This is a genomic window from Aeromonas sp. HMWF016, assembly GCF_963878195.1.
GTDB lineage: Bacteria > Pseudomonadota > Gammaproteobacteria > Enterobacterales > Aeromonadaceae > Aeromonas > Aeromonas lacus.
In genome coordinates this window covers 1-22,286 of the sequence record NZ_CAWNWX010000089.1, presented here as the reverse complement: position 1 = coordinate 22,286, position 22,286 = coordinate 1, and the positions used below count along the sequence as shown (strand labels likewise).

General features: G+C 58.4%; 18 protein-coding genes and 1 pseudogene. 11 read left to right on the top strand and 8 right to left on the bottom strand.

Going from position 1 to position 22,286, the window contains the following annotated elements:
- Positions 1 to 26 precede the first annotated feature (26 nt).
- The gene (locus AACS24_RS14445; RefSeq protein WP_108571125.1) at positions 27 to 629 is read right to left on the bottom strand and encodes a short chain dehydrogenase; all 603 of its coding nucleotides are present in this window, start codon (positions 627 to 629) and stop codon (positions 27 to 29) included.
- A gap of 98 nt (positions 630 to 727) precedes the next feature.
- Here AACS24_RS14445 and AACS24_RS14440 point away from each other — a divergent pair, with 98 nt between their 5' ends.
- The 4 genes from AACS24_RS14440 (at position 728) to AACS24_RS14425 (ending at position 3,674) form a co-directional block, all read left to right on the top strand.
- The gene (locus AACS24_RS14440) at positions 728 to 1,627 is read left to right on the top strand and encodes a LysR family transcriptional regulator (protein ID WP_108571124.1); all 900 of its coding nucleotides are present in this window, start codon (positions 728 to 730) and stop codon (positions 1,625 to 1,627) included.
- Positions 1,628 to 1,732: 105 nt separating this feature from the next.
- Complete coding sequence (locus AACS24_RS14435) at positions 1,733 to 2,365, top strand: DUF2057 domain-containing protein (RefSeq protein WP_108571123.1); 633 nt, start codon at positions 1,733 to 1,735, stop codon at positions 2,363 to 2,365.
- Positions 2,366 to 2,436: 71 nt separating this feature from the next.
- Positions 2,437 to 2,883, top strand: coding sequence for an HIT domain-containing protein (locus tag AACS24_RS14430; RefSeq protein ID WP_108571122.1), 447 nt, complete (start codon positions 2,437 to 2,439; stop codon positions 2,881 to 2,883).
- Between the two features lie 89 nt (positions 2,884 to 2,972).
- On the top strand, positions 2,973 to 3,674 hold the full coding sequence (locus tag AACS24_RS14425; protein ID WP_108571121.1) for a DUF3334 family protein: 702 nt from the start codon (positions 2,973 to 2,975) through the stop codon (positions 3,672 to 3,674).
- Positions 3,675 to 3,742: 68 nt separating this feature from the next.
- Here AACS24_RS14425 and AACS24_RS14420 read toward each other — a convergent pair whose 3' ends face one another.
- The gene (locus AACS24_RS14420; RefSeq protein WP_108571120.1) at positions 3,743 to 4,741 is read right to left on the bottom strand and encodes a DUF2860 family protein; all 999 of its coding nucleotides are present in this window, start codon (positions 4,739 to 4,741) and stop codon (positions 3,743 to 3,745) included.
- Positions 4,742 to 4,938: 197 nt separating this feature from the next.
- Between AACS24_RS14420 and arcB the strand changes: the two genes are divergently transcribed.
- The 6 genes from arcB to AACS24_RS14390 all read left to right on the top strand — a co-directional run bounded on the left by arcB (position 4,939) and on the right by AACS24_RS14390 (position 16,870).
- Positions 4,939 to 7,251: an aerobic respiration two-component sensor histidine kinase ArcB gene (gene arcB, locus AACS24_RS14415; RefSeq protein WP_033114909.1), complete on the top strand. Its 2,313-nt coding sequence runs from the start codon at positions 4,939 to 4,941 to the stop codon at positions 7,249 to 7,251.
- A 33-nt stretch (positions 7,252 to 7,284) separates the two neighbouring features.
- Positions 7,285 to 8,649 (top strand): dGTPase, encoded by a 1,365-nt coding sequence (dgt, locus tag AACS24_RS14410; RefSeq protein WP_108571119.1) that lies wholly within the window; start codon positions 7,285 to 7,287, stop codon positions 8,647 to 8,649.
- A 315-nt stretch (positions 8,650 to 8,964) separates the two neighbouring features.
- A complete protein-coding gene (locus AACS24_RS14405; protein WP_033114907.1) occupies positions 8,965 to 9,168 on the top strand; it encodes a hypothetical protein in 204 nt (67 codons plus the stop codon).
- A gap of 237 nt (positions 9,169 to 9,405) precedes the next feature.
- Complete coding sequence (locus AACS24_RS14400) at positions 9,406 to 13,644, top strand: ATP-binding protein (protein ID WP_108571118.1); 4,239 nt, start codon at positions 9,406 to 9,408, stop codon at positions 13,642 to 13,644.
- Positions 13,645 to 13,675: 31 nt separating this feature from the next.
- Complete coding sequence (locus AACS24_RS14395) at positions 13,676 to 14,857, top strand: EAL domain-containing response regulator (protein ID WP_375124152.1); 1,182 nt, start codon at positions 13,676 to 13,678, stop codon at positions 14,855 to 14,857.
- Between the two features lie 39 nt (positions 14,858 to 14,896).
- Entirely contained in the window at positions 14,897 to 16,870 is a 1,974-nt protein-coding gene (locus AACS24_RS14390; RefSeq protein ID WP_108571116.1) for a methyl-accepting chemotaxis protein, read from the top strand.
- Between the two features lie 28 nt (positions 16,871 to 16,898).
- Here the strand turns inward: AACS24_RS14390 and rfaH are convergent, their stop codons facing one another.
- The 4 genes from rfaH to metN form a co-directional block, all read right to left on the bottom strand.
- A complete protein-coding gene (gene rfaH / locus AACS24_RS14385; RefSeq protein WP_041210416.1) occupies positions 16,899 to 17,399 on the bottom strand; it encodes a transcription/translation regulatory transformer protein RfaH in 501 nt (166 codons plus the stop codon).
- A gap of 95 nt (positions 17,400 to 17,494) precedes the next feature.
- Positions 17,495 to 18,295: a methionine ABC transporter substrate-binding lipoprotein MetQ gene (gene metQ / locus AACS24_RS14380; protein WP_108571115.1), complete on the bottom strand. Its 801-nt coding sequence runs from the start codon at positions 18,293 to 18,295 to the stop codon at positions 17,495 to 17,497.
- 25 nt (positions 18,296 to 18,320) lie between these two features.
- Positions 18,321 to 18,974: a methionine ABC transporter permease gene (locus AACS24_RS14375; RefSeq protein ID WP_005339070.1), complete on the bottom strand. Its 654-nt coding sequence runs from the start codon at positions 18,972 to 18,974 to the stop codon at positions 18,321 to 18,323.
- Positions 18,955 to 19,998: a methionine ABC transporter ATP-binding protein MetN gene (metN, locus tag AACS24_RS14370; RefSeq protein ID WP_108571114.1), complete on the bottom strand. Its 1,044-nt coding sequence runs from the start codon at positions 19,996 to 19,998 to the stop codon at positions 18,955 to 18,957. The genes AACS24_RS14375 and metN overlap by 20 nt, the downstream gene beginning before the upstream one ends.
- Before the next feature lie 483 nt (positions 19,999 to 20,481).
- Between metN and AACS24_RS14365 the strand changes: the two genes are divergently transcribed.
- The gene (locus AACS24_RS14365; protein WP_108571113.1) at positions 20,482 to 20,937 is read left to right on the top strand and encodes a hypothetical protein; all 456 of its coding nucleotides are present in this window, start codon (positions 20,482 to 20,484) and stop codon (positions 20,935 to 20,937) included.
- Positions 20,938 to 21,029: 92 nt separating this feature from the next.
- Here the strand turns inward: AACS24_RS14365 and ppgK are convergent, their stop codons facing one another.
- Together ppgK and AACS24_RS14355 are read right to left on the bottom strand one after the other, a co-directional pair.
- Complete coding sequence (ppgK, locus tag AACS24_RS14360) at positions 21,030 to 21,773, bottom strand: polyphosphate--glucose phosphotransferase (protein WP_041210420.1); 744 nt, start codon at positions 21,771 to 21,773, stop codon at positions 21,030 to 21,032.
- 111 nt (positions 21,774 to 21,884) lie between these two features.
- Positions 21,885 to 22,286: pseudogene (locus AACS24_RS14355) on the bottom strand (tRNA epoxyqueuosine(34) reductase QueG); the annotation flags it as partial.

The window sequence follows — 22,286 nt, the reverse complement described above, 5'->3', positions numbered from 1 at the left end:
TTTATTTTCTATCCGGCGCCCGACGATCAGCCGTTGACCTTGAACACCTGACCGGTCTGGATGCCCAGCACCGACTTCTTGTAGGCCTGCGCCACTTTGGCGGCGGGCACCGGCACGAAGCCCGGGAAGAAATCGGCGTATTTGTCCATCGACTCCGCCAGCACGGTCGGGCTTACCACGTTGATGCGAAGGCCCCTGGGCAGCTCGCAGGCGGCCGCCTTGACGAAGTGCTCGACGGCGCCATTGATAGTGGTGACACTGGCGCCCCAGTTGATGGGTTCCTCGCTCAGAATACCGCTGATCAGGGTGATGGAGCCCTTGTCGCTCAGGTGGGGGATGGCGGCACGGGTCAGATTGATCTGGCCCATCAGCTTGCTCTGCAGCCCGACCTGCCACTCTTCATCGGTCATCTCGGTCAGGGCATTGAAGGCGGCGCTGCCGCTGGCCACTACAAGCGCATCGAACTGACCCAGCTTGGCGAACAGCGCCTTGATGGAGGCAGGATCGCGCATGTCGACCGTGGCATCCCCCTGGCTGTGGCCGACCCGGATCACCTGATGATCCTTGGCAAGCAATTCGCTGACGGCAGAACCTATGGTGCCGGACGCACCCACAATCACAATCTTCATCTCTGTCACTCCTCGGTTGGGATGTGTTGATTTTAGTGCAACAAAAAAAGAGAAAAAGCGCGTAAAATAAACTGATTGTTTCTTTATTGGAGCTAATGATGGATATCGCCCATCTGGCCAGCTTTTACGAGGTGGTTCTGCGGGGCAGTTTCTCTGCCGCCGCCGATGCGCTGGGGGTGAGCAAGGGGATGCTCAGTCGCCACGTCAGCGCACTGGAGTCCTCCCTCAATGCGCAACTGTTGCAGCGCACCACCCGCCGCCTCAGTCTGACCGAGGCGGGATCGACCCTCTATCTGCAGGCGGGCGAGATCTTCGCGCTGGCACGGCAGGCGGAGCAGGATATTCAGGCGCTGACCGAAGAGGATAGCGGACGACTGCGCTTCACCTGCCCAATCAGCACCGGCGATCGCATGGTGAGCGAGCTGATCGCTCGCTTTGCCACGCTCTGTCCCGGGGTTGCGGTCGAACTAAACTTCACCAATCAGGTGGTCGACATGAGCCAGGGCGAGAATGACATTGCCCTGCGCGCCATCAATGAGGTGCCGGACAATCTGGTCGCGCTCCCTCTTGGCCGGCTTAAGGATGTGGTTGTGGCCAGCCCTGCCCTGGTGGCGAGGGAGGGGAAACCGGCAACTCCCTATGAGTTGGGGGGGCTATCCTGCCTGCCCATGGGGAGCAATCCGGCCTGGGAGCAGTGGCACTTCAGCCGCAAGGGCGAAGAGGCCCACATTCTGGTGCTGGGCAGGGTGCGGGCCAATCAATACAGCACTGTCATTGAGCTGGCCCGTGCAGGCATGGGCTATGCAAAGTGCCCGCTGGTGGCGGTGGATGCCCTGCTGGCGGCGGGAGAGCTGGTGACCGTGCTCGACGAGTGGCAGAGCGGCCTGCACCAGCTTCATGTGCTGCATGCCCAGCAGCGGCGGGTGCCACGCAAGATCCGCTTGTTCAAGCAGGTGCTGGCCCAGTGGTTTGCCGATCATCCCCGTTATCTGCTGTAAGAGGGCGCATCGCACCGGCTGCCACTGGAGGCCCGGCTTCGTTATTTTTCTGTCATCTTCGGCTGCTACCCTGCGCCCATTGTCGGCATCAGGAAGCGAGAAGCGATGAACAAGCATTGGAGATGGGCGGGATTGGCGCTGCTGTGCGGCACCGCCAGCGTGCAGGCGGCGGTCGAGGTGAGCGTGCCGGAGAATTTCCGCATCCTCGCGGTGAGCAGTGGCACGCTGCAGGATGAGCAGCACGCCACCCTGAGCGATGGGGAGCAGCAACTGCTGGTGCGTTTCGAGGGGGTCATCCCCAGCCGCAGCAGCAGCGAGAATGACCGGCAGGTTCGCTCCGAGCCGCAGGTGGTGCGTTATCAGGCGAGCAACCAGCGGTTGCAACTGGTTGCGAGCGTACCGGCCGATGAGCAGGGGATGCAGGCCTATGCCAAATCGCCCGCAGTGGCGTTGCAGGAGAGTGGCCGGGCACTTACCATCCAGCAGGATGCACTGGTGACCAGCGGCATGCTGCTTGGGGTGGATTGGAACGGGAAACTGGCGGAATACAACCGCAGTGGTGGCAAGGCGGCGCTGACGGCGGGAGTGGTTGCTGCGCCATCAATCAATGCTGTTTCTAGCGGGTCTCAACCTGTTGTGGCCGCCAGCGAGCTGGAAGGGCAGTTGCAGCAGCTGTTCCTCAAGGCAGACCCGGCCCTTCGCAAGCGCTTTATCAGTTGGGCCGTGCCGCAGCTTTAAGTTTGCCGCCCGTTGCAGTAACGTGGACATCCCTGTCGGATGCCCTCTTTATCGTACTCAACGAGGTGTTCATGTTTGAATTGCATTCCCGCCTGCAGGCAGATACCTGCTGGCTTGGCGATCTGCCGCTCTGCCGCGTCCTGCTGGCCAAAGACAGTCAATACCCTTGGCTGATTCTGGTGCCGCGAGTGGCCAACCTGCGCGAGATCCACCATCTAGCGCCGGAGCAGCAGCAACAGCTGATGCAGGAGTCTTGCGCCGTCGCAGCGCTGATGGAGCAGGCCCTCAGTCCGGACAAGATCAACATCGGAGCACTCGGCAATCTGGTGCCGCAGCTGCACATTCATCATGTCGCCCGCTTTGCCACCGATGCCGCTTGGCCTGGCCCCATCTGGGGAGCTCATCCTGCCGTTCCATACCAGCCAGAAACTCTGCAGCAGGAGGCCGATCGCTGGCTTGCGCGACTCGGCAATCTGGGCGGATTTACCCCGGCTGCCACTGATAACAGAGTCAACTGAGAGGCGTGTCGCTATTTCAGTCTTCTGGCCGCGCCATCTGTTAGAGTTATGGTATAGATAAGCCCATTCTCGATGTTCAGGAAGGACACATGATAGTTACAAGATCCGATGATGACGTCGTGTTGACGACTGAGGATGTACTGCTCAGCCTGTGTAACTCGGTAACCGACGTATTGAGTGCCGCGACCATGAGTCAGGTACGTTTTTCCGGTATGGTGCAGCGGATCAGCAAGACCTGCCTCAAGCCCGATATCGGCTGCTTCGTGCTGTTCGATGGCGGCTTCTCCGGTCTGGTAGTGATCAACTTCTCCGCCGCTGCCGCCATGGAACTCTACGAGAGCTACATGCTGAGCATGGGGCTCTCCAAGGAGGATCTCGCCATCTCTCACACCTCCGACGAGGTGAGCAACGTGATGGGTGAGCTGATGAACCAGATCGTCGGCAGCTTCACCGTCAAGGTGGGCCGCGATCTGCAGACTCACATCACCCAGAACCAGCCGAAGATGCTGGCCCTCAACAAGCAGGTGATGCTGAGCGTCGATACCAATCTCGACAGCCCGGAATCCCGCCGCGTCACCTTCTTCACCGCTCGCAACAACATCTTCTATCTGGAGCTGGCGATGGACAAGACCGAGTTCATCCGTATTCACAATGAAGGGATGGAAGAGGAGGAGCTGGATCCCGATGCCCTGATCGCCCAGGCGAAGCAGGATGCGGCCAAACCGGCGCCAGCAGCAGCTCCGGCCGCCAGCAACGATCACGACGATCTGCTCGACTCGCTCGGTATCTGAAGCTGGTTTACGGCAGAAATGATAAGGCCACCCATCGGGTGGCCTTTTGTATCGCGGCTTTGCTGAGGTCAGAAGTTGTAGAGCAGGCCGGTGCTGACGCGACTTGCTTCGGTATCGTAGAAGCCGATATCGGAGCTGGCGTTGGCGTAGGAGAGGGTAAAGGTCGCGCTGAGCGGTTTCACCCCGAACAGGCTATGCCAGAAGAAGGTGCCGTTGATGGCGAACTCGTCCGCATCGGCGCGCTGGCCGAAGATGGGGTTGGCTTCGTCATACTTGCGCTTGCCGGCATAGACGTTGCTGACGATGGACCACTGGGGGCCACGCTTGGCATAGGTCAGTTGCAGGCCGGTGTTTTCGAAGCTCTCGGCACTGCCATCGAGGTTGGCTTGCTTGTAGATCAGCGCAGGTTCCAGAGACTGACCGTCGACGAAGGTCCACTTGTAGGAGAGCTGCATGTCATACATCTTGCCATTGCGATCCAGCATGGAGGCGTAGTGAGTGCCATGGACCCGGTCATACTGCTGGCCGCTCTGCTCATCATCCATATCGATGCTGCGGGCGGTGATGCTGCCGTTGAAGTTGCTGCCCCAGATCTTGTCCCAGGCGAAACGCGCCCCTTTGGATTTCAGGTCGGTGGAGCTGCGATCCACGCCGGTGGCAAAAGGATCGCTCCACAGCTCGACCGGCATGGCGTTGAATACCAGCGAGGTAGCGACGATCCCCTTGTCGCCCATCTCCTGACGCAGACCGAACTGCTGAGTAAAGTCGAAGCGGATGGCATCCTGAATGAGGTTACCGAGGAAGATCTGGGTGCGGGTATCGGCAAAGGTATAGCGGATATCGGCGTTGATCAGCGGAGTCAGCTTGTTCTCGCTATCCGGTGAGCCCAGATCATTGATGCGACTGTGGTTGTCGTCGCCGGCATAGAAGTTGGACTTGTAGCTGGTGGCGCTGACGCCGCCCAACAGGAAGCCGGACCAACCGGACTGGCGCGGAATTTCGCCCAGATCGGCGTATGCAGCGTGGCTCGCAAGCAGGCCGAGACCCAGCAAGGTGAGATTGCGCATCAAAAGACTCCTGATATATCAAACTGTTGAGGTGTAAAGCCCGGGATGTTCGTGCTGCTGATGTCACCTTGGTATTGCCCGGGCGAGTGCAATGGTCACATATGATACAGGAATCTCCAATTATTGGCTTATCACACAAGAGTTAAGCGCGTTGTGCTGGTATTCTGTCCGGCGAATATCGGGGAGAAAACAACAAGATGAAGCAGATTAAATCCTGGGCGCAATATTACGTCGATCTGATGACCAAGCTGGGTCTGGTGCGTTTCAGCATGTTTCTGGCCACCGGCATCATAGTGCTGGCGGTCGCCATCCAGATGGGGGTCACCCTGTTTTTGCGGGGCAGCATCGATGTCATCGATTTCGTGCGCTCGGTGTTTTTTGGTCTGCTGGTCACGCCCTGGGCGGTCTATTTTCTCTCCATCGTGGTGGATCAGCTGGAGGATTCCCGCCAGCGGCTGAGCCGGATGGTGCGCAAGCTGCAGGATATGCGCGAGCGGGATCTCGAGCTCAACAACCAGCTGCAGGAGAACATCAGCCGCCTCAACAGCCAGATCGCCGAGACCAACCGGGCCGAGAGCCTGCGTCTGCAGGCCATCGAGGATCTGGAGAACGAGGTGTTCCAGCGGGAGAAAGCCCAGCTTCATCTGGGAGAGCGCACCGCTCTGCTGCGCTCCTTTATCGACTGCTCCCCCGATCTGGTTTACTACCGCAATGAGGATGAGCAGTTCTCCGGTTGCAACCGCGCCATGGAGGAGCTGACCGGCAAGGCGGAGAACGAGCTGATTGGCCTCACCCCGTTTGACGTCTACAAGCAGGAGATCGCCAACAAGGTGGTGGAGACCGACCGCCAGGTCTTTGCCAGCAACGAGCCGCTCACCTACGAGCAGTGGCTGGAGTACCCCGATGGTCGCAAGGCCTACTTCGAGCTGCGCAAGGTGCCCTTCTTCGACCGCTTCGGCAAGCGGCTCGGCTTGCTCGGTTTTGGCCGTGACATCACCGAGCGCAAGCAGTATCAGGACAAGCTGGAGAAGGCGAGCCGCGACAAGACCACCTTCATCTCCACCATTAGCCACGAGCTGCGTACCCCGCTCAATGGCATCGTGGGATTGAGCCGCATGCTGATGGATACCCCCCTCGACCCGAGCCAGCGCCAGCAGCTCAAGACCATTCACTTGAGTGCGGTCACCCTCGGCAACATCTTCAACGACATCATCGACCTGGACAAACTCGATCGGCGCCGGCTTGAGATCGCGCCAACCCGGATCGACCTGCCCGCGTTCCTCGACGAGCTGGAGACGCTGTCGCGTATTCAGGCGGAGCAGAAGGGGCTCTATCTGCACTTTGATCGCGATGGCGACATGCCGCAATTCGTGATGGCGGATGGTACCCGACTGCGTCAGGTGCTGTGGAATCTGGTGGGCAATGCGGTCAAGTTTACCGATGAGGGCGGCGTTACCGTGCGCTGCCTCTCCCATCCTGCCGACGAGCCGGGCAAGCTGGCGCTCCACTTTGAGGTGGAAGATACCGGCGTCGGCATTCCCCGCGCCCAGCAGGAGAAAATTTTCGCCATGTACTATCAGGTGCAGGGCAAGAAGCACGCTACCGGTACCGGTATCGGCCTCGCTGTGTCGCGCCAGCTGGTACAGGCCATGGGCGGTCAGCTCTACGTGGATAGCGAGCCGGGTGAGGGTTCCTGCTTTACCGCCGAGCTGGAGGTCGCCTGTGTCGAGCAGGTGTTGCCGGAGACGGAGGAAGAGATGCCCTCCCTCGACATCCTGCTGGTAGAGGATGTCGAGCTCAATGTGACGGTTGCCTGTGCCCTGCTGAACAAGCTCGGCCATCATGTCAAGGTGGCGCGCGATGGCGCCCAGGCGTTGGCGATGGCCAACCCGGATGATTTCGACCTTATCCTGCTCGATATCCAGCTGCCTGACATGACCGGGTTCGATGTGGCGGCAACCCTGCTCGAGCGCTACGGCGAAAGTTTGCCGCCCATGGTTGCCCTGACGGCCAATGTAACCGGCGATCGCCAGTACTATCTGGATCGCGGCATGCGGGATGTGATTAACAAGCCGCTCGGCTCGAAGGCGGTGCGCGAGGTGATTGGTCACCTGTTTGCCGATCTGGCCGACGACGAAGCGGACGAGCAGGCTGATGCGGTGGCTCAGGATGCGTTGCTGGATCTGCCTTTCCTCACCGACTATGCCGATACCGTGGGCAAGCCGGTGCTGCTCTCCAGCGTCGAGCTGTTCGAGAAGATGATGCCCGACTACATGGCTGTGCTCGACTCCAACATGATCGCGCGGGATCAGGCTGGCGTGGTGGAGGAGGCGCACAAGATCAAGGGGGCTGCAGGCTCCATCGGTCTGCGCCGGCTGCAGCAGACGGCGCAACTCATTCAGAGCCCCGATCATCCCGCCTGGTGGGAAAATGTGGAAGACTGGATTGAGACGCTGCGCCGGGAATATCCGGGCGATATCGCCCGTCTGCGCCGCTGGTTGTTGTCTTGAATCTAATGGGAGCCGCGGGCAAGGAGCCACAGGATGTATAGCCGTTTGATCACCCCGGAGCGTATTCACTCCTGGGGGAATGAGGATCTGCTGGAGGCGACCGAGCTGGATCGCGCCCGCATAGTGCAAGCGGCACCGGTGCGCCGGTTGCAGCAGAAGACCCAGGTATTCCCGCTCGATGTGAAGGCCTCGGTACGCAGCCGTCTTACTCATTCGCTGGAGGTGCAGGAGACCGGCCGCCAGATCAGCCGCCGCATTCTGGCGGAATTGCCAGCCGGTGTGGTGTGCGAGGGGGCCTTTATCAATCTGGTGGAGATGTCCTGTCTCTTGCACGACGTGGGCAACCCGCCGTTTGGTCACTTCGGCGAGCAGGTGATGAGCCAGTGGCTTGGCGAGATGCTCACTCCCCTCTATCAGCAGGCACTGGCACAGCCCCCCTCGGCCCAGTGGGCGGAGCTGTGTCAGGATCTGCTGCTGTTTGATGGCAATGCCCAGAGCTTGCGGTTGGTACACAGCCTGCACGAGCTCAACCTGACCCTCGGCCAGCTGGGGGCGCTGTGCAAATACCCGCAGCAGCCGCAACCCGGCGTGAGTTACGGTCAGCATCACGGCTGGAGCAGCAAGCGCGGCATCTTCTTCAGTGAACAGCCCCTCTATCGCGCCCTCGGCCAGAGTCTGGGGCTGGCCCCCGGCTGCCGCCATCCGCTTGCCTACATCATGGAGGCGGCAGATGACATCTCCTACTGCATCGCCGATCTGGAGGATGCGGTAGATCGGCGCATTCTCACCCTGAATGAGCTGCTGGCTGCCCTCTGCAGCGCTGATGGCAGCGATTACATGACGACCCTGCTTGGTGATGCACAGCGATCCAGCTGGGGTTTCTTCCCCCATTTTCGTCACCAGTTGACCAGAGATCTGGTGGCGCTGGCGGCCAGCACCTATATCAGCGAGCATGAGGCGATCCTGCAGGGGCGCTATCCGCAGGCCCTGCTCCATGGTCAGGCTCCTGCGGCGCGGGTGCTCGATATCCTCAAGCAGGTTGCGCGGGCGCAGGTTTTCATGCGCCCCGAGGTAGAGGCGCTCGAACTGGAAGGCTACGCCGCTCTGCGCGGTGTGCTCGCCACCTACTCTTGCCTGCTGGCAATGCCGTCCGGGCAATTTTCCCGTCTGCTGGCGGGTGAGGGGGGCAGTGAACTCTTCTTCGCCCGGCGGCTCTATCACCGCCTCTCGGCGCGCCATATCAAGGCCTATCGGCTGGCGGTGGCCGTGCGGGACGATCGTTTTGTCTGCGAGCAGGAGCAGGAGTGGTACTACCGGGTGCGCCTGCTGCTCGACTATGTCAGCGGCATGACGGATACCTATGTGCTGGAAGAGTACCGGCTGCTCTCGGGGATCTGATGCCTCGGACTCCCTTTCGGGCAGCATAAAATGCCGTAAAAACGTTTAAAAAGGAGCCGCAAGAGGCTTGTGTTAAATTCGGAGTTTTTTTAGACTGCTGCAACCTGTTCAACTTTTATCCGGTAAGGAGACGAAAATGCACCATCAGATGCTAAATCTTGCATTCTCTCGCTGCACTGCGTGCGGCGTGAAATCTCGTGCTCTTTTACCGCGTGGCGTAAACAGGTAACCCCTGTCTTTTTATCACCCGCGGTTCGTCCCGCAGGGTGATATCCACTTTCTCCGGGAGAACCGCATGTTCAACTGGAGAATGTCATGTCTATCGAACTGGTTTTACTGCGTAGCGTCGAGTCTTTGGTACAAAAGCGGATCGCCAAGGTTGAGCGTCGTCTCGCCGTGATCAATCTCTCGCCTGCCCTGCTGAAAGATATCGGCCTGGAAGGGTATGAGGGGCAGATCTCCCATATCCGTGAGCGCGAGTATCAAACAGGCTTCCGGCTTGGGAATCGAATAACCTGATGTGGTGGGGGCGTTGTTCCCCCCAATCTCTTTAACGTTGCAAAAAAATGACGTGACAGACCAAAATCTGTCACGTTTTTTGCTTTAAAAAGGATTGTTTATTCACATTCAGCCAATATCCCTCTATCCTCTCGGCCCCGTTTATAGCGGAACTGTTTGTTTTCTCACCGGCTAGAGCCATTATCTAGAGGGTCGAGGATGAATCGTATTGGCCTCACTCATCAGGACAAATAGCTCATGTCTCGCGCTTGTCATCTCCTACTGATTTTTTGCTCACTGCTTCTGCTGAGTTGGCACGTTACTGCGGAGTCATCGCCCGAAGAGGAACAAAGAGCGATTGGTGAGCAGGGCTTCTCTCAGGAGCTGGTGGTGGGTGTCCCCCGTGGTGGCTATCCCCCCTTTATCTACGAGGTGCCATCGAAACAGTACGCCGGTCCGCTCAAGGAGCTGGCCCTGCGGATTGCCGCCGAGATGGGATTATCGCTGCGTTGCGTATCCTTTAACTCTTATATCGAAGCTCAGGAAGCGCTGAAGAAGGGGGAGGTTGATGCGCTGGTCGGGGTAGAGCTTGATGCTTTACCGGTGGAGGGGGTGAACCATATCGGTCACCTCGGCTCTTATGGCCGAGCTATCCTGATGCAACATCCCAACCAGCGGTTAACGATCGAGCAAGCAAAAAAAATGCGCTGGGTTTGTATCCGCGGGTTTGGCAGTTGCCGTGAGCTGGCATCGCTGGGAATGCCCAACGTGACCCAGGTCGAGAGCCGTGATGAGGCAACCTATATGGTCAAGCTGGGTCTGGCTGATGGTTATCTGGCGCTGGGACCTATTCTGGTGCGCGAGCTGCAGCGCCTCCCTGACACCATGGGGATTGCGACTCCTCGCTGGTTGAGCAGCAGCGCCCTGACGATTGCGACAAGCGCAAATAATAGTGAGCTGACTGAGCGGATCTGGCAGGCATATCAGAGGATCCCGGTGACCGATTCCCGTCTGCGCCTGGCCGAGGGGGATCGCCGGTTCAAGGTCGATCTGCTGCTGGAGCCTGCCGAGATGGCATGGCTAAAACAGAAAAAAGTGATCCGGTTTGCCGTAGCTCCCTCCTTTTCCGGTATCAGCGAGATCGACGAAGAGGGGAGGTTGCACGGGTATGCTGCTGACCTGATGAAGCTTATCAGCCTGCGCTCCGGTGTCCGGTTTGAGCTGGTACCGACCCGTACCTGGCAAGAGTCCATCGAGCTATTGCAATCTCACAAGGTGGATTTGATCCCTTTGATGACTCCCCTGAAGGAGCGGCGGGAGTTCGCCTCCTTTACTTCCTCTTACCTCAAGTTTGACAGCTACATTGTTGCCAGGATCGGTGCTCGCAGCTTGAAATCTCTGGCTGATTTAAAGGGGCGTCAGATCGGGGGGGTAACCGGTTCCTACGAGGCATCGTTGATTCGCAACTTTGGCGGGAGGATTGTTGAGGTTGGACGCGATGAAGATCTTCTGAAGTTGCTTGACTCGGGCAAGGTCGATTATGTACTGCTGACCATGACCAACCTTGGCCAGCAGGCGATGAAAGGATTCAACGAGAAGTACCAGGTTGTGCTGGGGAGCCCCGAATTTTCGGTGCCGATCAGTATGGCGGTCGATATCGCACAGCCCGAACTGACCAGGATTATGGACAAGTTGCTGCAGACCATTACCGATGAAGAGTGGCAGCTGTTCGATCGCCGCTGGCTCAACATCTCGGTCAATATGGCGGTGGACAATAGCCCTCTGTACAAATGGCTGGCATTTGCCGTAGCGGCTCTTGGCACCTCGGGTCTGCTGGTGTTGCTGTGGGCGCGCAGCCTGCGCCGTCAGATTGCCCAGCGCAAGGTTGCGGAAAGCAAGCTGAATGAGCAGCTCTCTTTTGTGCAGACACTGCTCAACTCCTTGCCGACCATGGTGGCACTCCGTGACAACGAGCAGCATATCACCCTTTGCAATCAAGCCTACCGCGAGACCTTTTTCATCGAGCATGATGGGCTACAGCGAGACGATCTCGCGCATATGCCCGAGCCGGTTCGTCGCCAGATGGTGCAGGAGGAGCGAGCCGTCTGGCAGAGCGGTCGCAAGCTGGAGGGGGCGGGTAACAGTGTGCGGTCCGATGGTTCACCGTTTCATGTTATGTACGCCAAACTCCCCTATCGTGACTCGGCAGGGAAGATGCTTGGTGTATTGACCGTGCTCACCGATGTCAGCCAGATCAAGGATGCGGAGGAGCGGGCGCGCAAGGCGGAAACCCGCCTGACCCAGATTACCGACAGTATGCCGGGCATTGTCTATCAGTATCTGTGGCAGGGGCCGGGCAAGGGACGTTTTCTCTATGCCTCCCAAGGGGCTCGCGAGATCCTCGGGGTCAGCCATCAGGAGCTTTTTGCTGCCGACTCGGGAGGAGAGATCTTCGGGTTTACCGAGGAGGCGTTGCAGGACTTTGTCAGCAAGGTGGCCAATCATGCCGAGACTCTGGCCCCGCTTGATCTGGAGGTCAAGGTCGAGCGGCCGGAGGGAGATCGCTATCTGCAGGTACGCGGCAGCTTCGTGCGTCAGGAACAACAGGAGCTAATCCTCAACGGGGTGATCCAGGACATTACGGCACTCAAGCTGCAGGAGTATCAGTTGCGCGAGGCGCAAGCCTATGCCGAGCAGGCCATGCAGGCGCGTAGCCGTTTCCTCGCTACCATGAGCCATGAGTTGAGGACCCCCATCTCCGGTATGCACGGCATGCTGGAGCTATTGCAGATGAGCGAGCTGAATGACGATCAGCGCTACATGGTGCGCAATGTCGTCACTTCAACCAACAACCTGCTCTATCTGGTTAATGACATCCTCGACTTTTCCAAGATAGAGGCCGGCCAGTTGCGATTGCACTATCAGGTCTGTCGCTTGCAATCAGTTATTTGTGACGCGATCCGTGGCCATGCGACGCTCGCGCATAGCAAGGGGTTGCAGGTGGTGCTGGAGTGGGGTCAAACCGTGCCCGATCAGGCCGAGATGGATGGTGTAAGAGTCGGGCAGGTGATCTCCAACCTGCTCAACAATGCTGTCAAGTTTACCGAGCAGGGGTGTATCACTCTTGCTGTTAACTACTTCGACGGGTTGTTGAGCATTATGGTCGCCGATACCGGTATCGGGATTGCCGAAGAGAAGCAGGCACTGCTTTTCACTCCTTTTGAGCAGGTGGAATCAGACATCAATCGCCGCTTCGGTGGTACAGGGCTGGGGCTGGCCATCTGCGATCAGCTGGTGCGAAAAATGGGGGGCAACCTGCATTTGGCCAGCAAGCCGGGTGAGGGGGCGAGTTTTACCTTCACCGTACCGCAGCAGAAGCCACAATGGGATCAGCCAGCTTTGGCAGGGAGCGAGTGGTGGTATTTCAGCAACGATCCGGTGCTGGAGATTGCCATGGAGCGCCTTGGCGCCAAGCTCAAACCCCTTGAAGCATCGAGCTTCAGCGATGATTTGCAGGGATTGCTGCTGGCAGACGAACTTTGGCTGGAGCAGACGCTGGGGCCCGAGTGGCAAAGCTGGCTTCAACAAAGGGCTCTCAAAGGGATCATTGTGTCTCCCCGCGAGGCGCTCCGCGGGCGTCTCGGTGCTGCTCACTGGTGGCGGCTGGGACTCTCCCCTCTCTATCCGGATCTGCTGCTGGAGAGTTGCAACGAATTGCTCAATGAGCAGGTTACCCCCATGCTCACGGCTCTCGGGGAGAAACTGGGCGGGAGGGTTCTGGTGGCCGACGATCATCCGGTCAACCGTGCTCTGCTGGCCAGACAGCTCGCCATTCTCGGGATAGAGGCACAGGTGGTTGAGGATGGCGAGAAGGCGTTGCGGGCATGGCAGGGGCAGGATTTCTCTCTGCTGCTGACCGATTGTCATATGCCGGTGATGGATGGCTATAGTCTGGCCAGAGCGCTGCGAGCCCAAGGTGTGACCGCGCCCATAATCGGGGTAACGGCTGATACTTCGGAAGAGGCGAGTGCCCGCATGACCGAGGCTGGCATGAGTGACATGTTGTTCAAGCCATATCCCCTCGAGACCCTGCGTCAACTATTGGCACACTGGCTGACTGACGTGGCTACAGTCTCAACAGAAGAACCCGCAGAACAGCAGCAAATCGCCGAGCAGGCGGAACGCTGGCAAGGGCTCTTTGGTGATGAGGAGGCCGCTCGGGCGATGGCAAAAGAATATCTCGATTCTAACCGTCAGGATGGCAAGGATATGATGGTGGCACTGACTTGCCACGATACTCAGGCGCTGGTAGAAACTGCCCACCGTATCAAGGGGGCCGCACGCATGGTGGGGCTGCAAGAGCTGGCCGCCCTGGCCGCCAGACTCGAATCGGCCGCACGATTGAAGCAGATGGAGGCGCTGGAAGAGTTGGTTTGCGGGGTACAGGTATTGATGAACGCAATCTCCCACGAAATTGGATTATGGCTCGATGAATAACGTACAAAACGTACACGATGAATTGGTCATCATGGTTGTCGAGGACCATGCGTTTCAACGCAAGGCCCTGATGCACCAGGTCCGTGACCTGGGTTATCAACAGTTGCTGGAAGCTCGTGATGGGCAGGAGGCACTTGAGGTGTGCCAGCGTCACTCGGTTGATATCCTTTTTTGTGACCTGCGCATGCCCGGTATGGATGGAATGGCTCTGTTGCGCCGCCTCTCCCTGGGAGGATTCAGCGGAGGCATCATTCTCTCCAGTGCATTGGAGGATGACGTCGTGGAAGCGGTTTTGCGGATGAGTACTGCTTATGGTTTGCAGGTGCTGGGACGTATCGAAAAACCATCGACCAAGCAACAGTTGAGGGTGTTGATTGAGTCGTGGTCTCCTCGTCAGGAGCAGGTCCAAAAAGAAGATGGGCATCGGCTTGGGCTGGATGAGTTGCGACGCGCGCTGGATGAAGATCAAATTGTCCCCTGGTATCAACCGAAGGTCAGCTTTGCCACCGGCGAATGGGTCGGGATGGAGGCTCTGGCTCGCTGGCAGCACCCGGAATATGGTCTGATCTCTCCGGGCCGCTTCATTCCGCTGGCAGAAAACAACGGGCTCATCGATCAACTGACCGAGATCATCATTAACAAGTCGCTGCGCGATGGTCATCTCTGGGAGGAGACCGGTCTCTCCCTCAATCTGTCGATGAATCTTTCGACTACTTCGCTGATTGAGGGGGATCTCTGCAACTCCCTGATTGCGCAATGTCAGCGCTGGAGCATCAATCCCGAATTGATCACCCTGGAAGTGACCGAGAGCTCCTTCGTGCAGGATGTGGGCAAGTCGCTGGAGGTGTTGACCAGACTGCGGATGCATGGATTCGGTCTCTCTATCGATGATTTCGGCACCGGCTACTCGTCGATGCAGCAGTTGGCTCTGCTGCCTTTTACCGAGTTGAAGCTGGATCGATCCTTCGTCGATCGCTGCTATGCAGATCCATCCCGCTTGGCCATTATCGAGTCCAGTATTGAGCTTGCCCGCAAGCTGGGGCTTAAATCGGTGGCGGAAGGGGTCGAGGATGAGTTGACCTGGCAACAGTTGGCAAAACTTGGATGTGACGTGTGTCAGGGCTTTTTCTCTGCCAGACCGATGCCGCGCAGTGAATTGCAGAAGTGGCACCGCTCCTGGCAGGAGAGATTGCCTACACTTATATCGATCTGATTCTTTTGGCCTGCGGGCCTCATCTGAACAAGGATGTTCATGAAAATCTCACACAAGCTTCTGATCAGCTTCGGATTTATCAATCTTCTGATCGCCCTCTCCTCTGCGCTGGTCTACTACCGGCTAAACCAGATCAATCAATCCCAGCAGACGCTGCTGGCGCAGGCTCTGCCGGCTCTGCAGCGGGATGAGGCTAGCCAGAAAGCACTGGTGGCGACTGTCTCGGCATTGCGTGGTTATCTCATCCTCGGCAAGGATCCCGCGCAAGCGGCCAGATTGAAGCAGGAGTGGGAGGGGGCCTGGCAGGTTATTACAAGCCAGCAGTTTGATGTGGCGTTGGTGCAGTCACTCAAGAGTTTCAAGAGCAGTCAGGAAAAGGTGTGGGCCATTGCTCACACAGAGGAGAATCTGCCAGCCCATACCCTGATGTTGCAGGAGGCCGGGCCGCTTGCCGAAGCTGCGCTCGATCAGCTGCAATCTTTCGCCAATGAAGAGGTAGCGACCCCTCAGGATCAGTTATCGGGAGATCGCCGCATGCTGCTCAAGCAGGTGGGTGATGCTTACAACAGCTTGTCCAATGCGCTCTCCGCCCTGCGAGATTTCCTGATTTCCGGTGATCCAGAATATCGCAGCAAATATGAGGATTATTACAAGTTCCATCAGCAACGGGTGGCGGAGCTCAAGCAGCAGTCCAGTCTCTTTTCCGAAACCGAGCGCAGCCTCTGGCAGCTGTTTGAGGAGATGGGAACCCCCTTTTCGGAGTTGGTGGGCCAGGTCATCAGCAAGCGGCAAGCACCGGATTGGGATCAAGCCAACTATCTGATGGCAAAAGAGATTGAGCCGATGCAGGAGAGCCTCTATGAGAGGCTGGCCAAACAGGTAGGGGAGACCCGCAGCAAAGTGACTGCAATCTCAGGAAAGATGACCCAGGCTGGCCACTCCATCAGTCGCACTCTGTTGCTGGCAACGGGGAGTTCCATCGTGCTTGGCATGTTGGTGGCGTGGCTCTTCAGTCGTCGTTTGACTCGTGACATCGCCAGTCTGGTTGTGCGGGCAGGTGAGGTCGCCGACGGCAAGCTTGCTGCCAACCCCTTACCCGTCCTGAGTCAGGATGAGCTGGGCGGCTTGACCGGCTCCATCAACCGGATGTCGGCCCAGCTACGCAGTCTGGTGAGCGAGCTGCAGGGGGCTGTGGGACAGGTAGACGTCGCCTGTCAGGATGTAGGCAGCACAACTCAGGCGATAGTGACTGATTTGACCGCGCAGGATATTCGGGTAAAAGCGGTCGCCAGCGCGATCGAGCAGATGTCGGTCAGTACGAAAGAGGTTGCGGGCAATATTGCCAATGCAGCCGATAGTGCCCATCAGGTGCAGCAACAAACCCGGCAGGGACAGAATGCATTGGCACGGATGACAGATGCCATGCAGCAGATCGCCGCCATGATTGGGCAAGCCAATCACGCAATGGGATTGCTTGAGAAGCAGAGCGAGCAGGTCGGGCAGATCACCGAAGTAATTGCCACCATTGCCGAGCAGACCAACTTGCTGGCCCTCAATGCGGCAATAGAAGCGGCGCGGGCTGGTGATCAGGGGCGCGGTTTTGCCGTGGTCGCCGATGAGGTGCGTCAGCTGGCAACCCGCACTCACCAGTCAACCGCCGAAATCAGCCAGACAATTAGCGCTATTTCCCAGCAAACCCGCCAGACAGTCACCACGGTGAGCGGTGGCACCCAGCTGGTCGAGCAGGGGCGTGATGCAGTCGGGTTGGTAACCGAGACGTTGAATGCGATGAACCAACTGGTGCAGGAGCTATCCGGCCAGCTGGAGGCCATCGCAACGGCGACCGAGCAACAATCCAAGGTCGCCGCCGAAGTGGCTGGAACGGTAGAGGATATTGCCGATCTGAGCCGCCAATCCTGTCAGCAGAGCCTGCAGGGTGAGGGCATAGTCGCACGTCTGGCGGGTGATACCGGCAAGCTGACGGCGGTGATCGCCCGTTTTGAGCTGGAGTGACGGGTGGGCAGGGGATCCTGCCCATGTCTTAGTCGATACGTCTGAAGGCGTGGTTTTCGAAGCTGCTGGTGGTCTCTTTATTGAGCAGACTGACCAGCAGAATGGCCCGTTTTTCCCCATCAGGCTCCATATAGATGGCTTCAAAGCCTGCCAATGGCCCCTCTTCAATCAATACCTTATCGCCCGCATTTGGCAGTTTGGCGTAACTGGCGCGCGCCTCGTCGCTGTCATCGCGGCTCATCAGCTGATAGACCAGCTTGTTGCTGATGGGCGTCCATTCACTGCCGAAGTGGATGATCCGGCTGATGCCACGGGTCGATTTCAGGGTGACCGGAGTTACCTCTTCCAAATCTACGTAGATGAAGAGGTAGTTGGGAAACATGGGTTCCTTTACCGGGACTCGCTTGCCCCGACGCAGTTTCTCGATTTCCACCATGGGGTAGTAGGATTCGATGCCCTGTGCATCGAGGTGGGCGCGGGCGCGGGCCTCTTCCTTTGGCTTGCAGTAGGCCAGATACCATTTTTTCATGTGATGTTATATTCGTGTTGCCGTGCTCGCCGATATGATAGCGGCGGCAATAAAAAAGGCCACGCATTGCGTGGCCTTTTTTGTCGAGTGAGCAATTACCAACCTTTTACCAGGCCGCCTTTGAACAGCTCCAGCCCTTTCTTGTAGACATCATCGGTCTGGAAAGCCTGTACGAACTGTTTGACCTTCTCGTCATCCTTGTTGTTGTCACGGGCGACGATCAGGTTGACGTAGGGGGACTCTTTGTCTTCAACAAACAGGCCGTTTTCGGTCGGGGTCAGACCAATCTGGCCGGCGAAGGTGTTGTTGATGATGGCGAGCTCCACGTCTTCCAGCGAGCGAGGCAGCTGGGCCGCTTCCAGTTCAACGATCTTGAAGTTGCGCGGGTTGCTGGCGATATCAAGTACGGTCGCCTCCAGACCAGCACCATCTTTCAGGGTGATCAGGCCCTGCTTGGCCAGCAGGATCAGCGAGCGGCCCAGGTTGGTCGGATCGTTCGGTACCGCGATCTGGGCGCCATCTTTCAGCTCGCTAAGAGACTTCAGCTTCTTGGAGTAACCGGCGATCGGGTAGACGAAGGTGTTGCCGACCGGTACCAGTTTGAAGCCGCGATCACGTACCTGTGCATCCAGATAGGGTTTGTGCTGGAAGGCGTTGACGTCGATGCTGCCGTCGTTCAGCGCCACGTTCGGGGTGACGTAGTCGGAGAAGTTGACGATCTCGACGTTCAGACCATATTTCTCTTTTGCCACCTTGGCGGCTACTTCGACCAGTTCGGTCTCAGGGCCGGCAATGGCGCCTACTTTCAGGGTCTTGTTCTCTTCTTTTTGACCGCAACCGGCCAGAACCAGACCAGCCAGCAGGGCTGCCGCAACGGATTTGATGCCAAATTTCATAAAACCTCCTGTCAGAAATCGACGATTAACGATGATCACATTTGTTGACCAGGCGCTCACCCGCGCTCTGGATAAGTTGAACCAGCACGACCAGTATCACGACGGTGACCAGCATGACGGTCGGATCGAAGCGCTGATAGCCGTAACGGATGCCCACATCACCGAGACCACCACCACCGATGGCACCAGCCATGGCGGAGTAGTTCACCAGCGTGACGAGGGTAATGGTGACGCTGTTGAGGATACCGGGCAGGGCCTCGGGCAGCAGCACCTTGGTGATGATTTGCAATGGCTTTGCACCCATCGCCTTGGCCGCCTCCAGCAGGCCGTCGGGGACCTCCATCAGAGCACCTTCCACCAGCCGAGCGATGAACGGGATGCAACCGACGGTCAGCGGCACGATGGCAGCGATGGTGCCAATGCTGGTGCCGACAATCAGCCGGGTCAGCGGAATAATCGCGACCAGCAGGATGATAAAGGGCACCGAGCGACCCACGTTGACCACCATGCCCAGGGTGCGGTTGAGCAGCGGGTTGGCCAGGATCTGGCCAGCTTTGGTCACATGCAGCGCCACGCCGAGCGGCAGGCCGAGCAGGCAGCCAAACAGGGCGGAGGCAAACACCATGATAAGGGTGTCGCCCAGGGCCGTGATGAGCAGATTAATCATGGCTTCGGACATAACCCATTACCTCCAGCTGAATGTGGTTGTCGATGAGAAACTGCTGGGTTGCCTCACACTGGGCCTCGTCCCCGAACAGCTCGGCCAGCAGGAAACCGAACTTGACGCCACCGGCGTACTCGATGTCGGCGCTCAGAATGCTGATGTCGATATTGAAACGGCGGCTCGCCTCGGAGATGAGCGGCGTATCGACCGTGCTGCCGGTAAAGCCAAGCTTCAGCAGCGGGTAGCTGCCGGGCACTCGTTCGTTGCTCATCCGATCCTGATACTCCTGCGGTACCTCCAGATGGATGGTGGAGCGAATGAAATCGCGGGCCAGCTGGGTCTTGGCATTGCTGAAGAACCAGGCGACTTCGCCCTGTTCGATCAGGCTGCCGTCGCTGATGATGGCCACTTCGTCACAGATCCCCTTCACCACATCCATTTCGTGGGTGATGAGCAGGATGGTGAGCCCCAGCTTGACGTTGATCTCCTTGAGCAGGGTCAGGATCGAGCGGGTGGTCTGCGGATCCAGGGCCGAAGTGGCCTCGTCACAGAGCAGCACCTTTGGGGCCGGGGCCAGCGCCCGGGCGATGGCGACCCGCTGTTTCTGGCCGCCGGAGAGTTCGGACGGATAGGCGTGGGCACGGGCTTCCAGCCCGACCAGCGCCAGCAGCTCTTCAACCCGGCTCTTGATCTGATCCTTGCTCCAGCCAGCCAGCTCCAGCGGAAAGGCGATGTTGGCAAACACTGTGCGGGAGGCAAGCAGGTTGAAGTGCTGGAAAATCATCCCGATCTGGCGGCGAGCCTGGGTCAGATCCCGTTCGCTCAGGGCGACCAGATCCTGGCCATCGACAATTACCTGGCCCTCTGTCGGGCGCTCCAGCAGGTTGACACAGCGGATGAGGGTACTCTTGCCGGCACCGGAGGCACCGATCACCCCGAAGATTTTGCCTTGGGGTACATGCAGACTCACGTCACGCAGGGCGTGCACGGCGTCACTGCCTGTACCGTAGACTTTGTTGAGACCGATCAACTTAATCATGGATTCTTCCGTGCTAACAGCCTTACAGCACAGGGCGCTACAGGCGAGAAAATTGGGCAGAGGTTTCACTAGGTTGCACTGCCATCATGGGGGATGATGCTAAGATGTCCGGATGGCTGTGTCAACGCATGTTTTTACGTCTAGACGTCTAAAAAAGTGATAAGGATTTTCAGTTGGCAGATAAGGAATAGCAGGGTTTGGCGTTATTCCATATTGAATTTCGCTTGGAAGCCAAAGAGCCGAATTAAAGTTGGCTAATGGCGTGTGATGCTCTGTTCTATTAGGTATCCCTGTCGCGACTATCCGGCTGTGGAGCCTACCTCTCACAAGCCCCAGAATTGCATAAAGTTGAACCCCCTGTCTGCCCACTTATATATACCTCGGCCAATTTTGATGCAGCGCAAGAAGATGCCGGATCGTGATTGGGGCCTGGCTGGCCGTTTTTTATACTGAGCTTGCGGATTTCCCATGGAGGGCAGAGCGATGAGATTCCAACAGATCAAAGAGTTGCTGCACTACCTCGAGCAGGTGCATCACCAGCTCGGTCTCTGTTACCGGCGTCTGGCCAATCAGGTGGATAGCGAACGCTGCCGGATGTTGCTGGTCTATCTGCAAGGGCGGGAGGATGCCGCCAGTGTCCATCTGCAGGAGTATGCCAGCCAGCTGGGCGGCTCGGTGCGGGAGACCTGGCTGGATCAGAGCTTTAGCGAGGATATGTTGCCAGCGATTATGCGCTGCGAGTTGCCGGCTTCAGCCAGAACCGAAGATATCGTTGCCCTGGTTTGCCGCTGGGAGGAGCAGTTGATTGGCGAACTGGGTCATCTTGCCCGGGAGTGCCCGACTCGGAGCACGGCCGAATTGCTGGATAATTTGGCCCGACTGGAGCAGACCCGCCTGACCCGCTTGGTGCACGGTGCCCACCAGCTCGATGACTTGTAGCGAAGGATAAAGGCGATCATCGGATAGAGAGAGGGCCCGACATTGCTGTCGGGCTCTCTTCGTATCGGGGAGCTCATGGCATCGATGTGCAATCAGCCCTGATGTCGTTCGGCGGCGTAGAGCGCCGCGCCGATAATTCCGGCCTGGTTGAGGCTGGCAGCGGGAATGAGCGGCGCCCGGGTTTCGATGCGATCGACGAACTTCTCCAGTTTGGCTGCGCTGCCGCCGCCCAGAATGAAGAGGTCGGGGGAGAAGAGAAACTCGAGGCGAGCCAGATATTTGTTGAAGCGTTTGCCCCAGCGCCCCCAGGAGAGATCTTCCCGCTTGCGCACCGCGTCGGAGCAGTAGTGCTCGGCGATCATCCCTTCCAGCATAAGATGGCCCAGCTCGGTGTTGGGCAGCAGGTGACCGTTGACGAAGACTGCGGTGCCGATGCCGGTGCCGACCGTGATGAGGATGATGACCCCCTTGCGATCCTTGCCGGCACCAAAGCGCATCTCGGCCAGACCGGCGGCGTCGGCATCGTTCAGCACATAGCAGGGCTTGCCGGTGACATCGGCAAACAGGTGTTCGGCATCGGTCTCAATCCAGCTCTTGTCGATGTTGGCTGCGCTCTTGGCAATGCCGTTGTGGATGGTTGCCGGGAAGCCGCAACCCACGGGCCCTTTCCAGTCGAAATGTTCCACCAGAGCCTTGAGGGTATGAGCAATGGCGGCCGGGGTGGCCGGCTGTGGTGTGGCAATGCGATGGCGCTCGCCAATCAGCTCACCGGTTTCGGTATCGACCAGACAGCCCTTGATCCCCGAGCCTCCAATATCCACTCCCAACATTTGCATCTGTGATGTCCTTTTTGTGTGCCGACCATTGTTGCTCAACCATGGCGTGCTGATCTTTGTGGGTCGGCAGAGCATGAAAAAACTGCTGCAATCCGGCAAGGGGCAGATCACTCAGGCGTGATCCGGCAGACCTTTTTCGATGCAACGGATCAGCAGGCGGGTTTTCTTGTTCGTTTCATCCTGACGTCTGGCCAGCGTTGCCAGCGCCCATTCAATATGTTCGGCCACCATGGGCTCTGCTTCCGGCAGCGCTTGCTGCAGGGCGGCTATTACCTCCGGGCCGGCCGGGCCGTTGCCAAGGGCTACCGCCAGATTGCGGCGCCAGCGTTGATAGCCGATACGGCGGATCGGGCTCCCCTCGGTATGTTTGAGGAACTCGGCCTCGCTCCAGCGCCACAGCGCCAGCAGGGGCGGGCGATGCAGGCTGGGGCGGGGGCTGAAATCGGGTTCCGGGCTGGCATCTGCGTAGCGATTCCACGGGCAGATGAGCTGGCAGTCGTCGCAGCCGTAGAT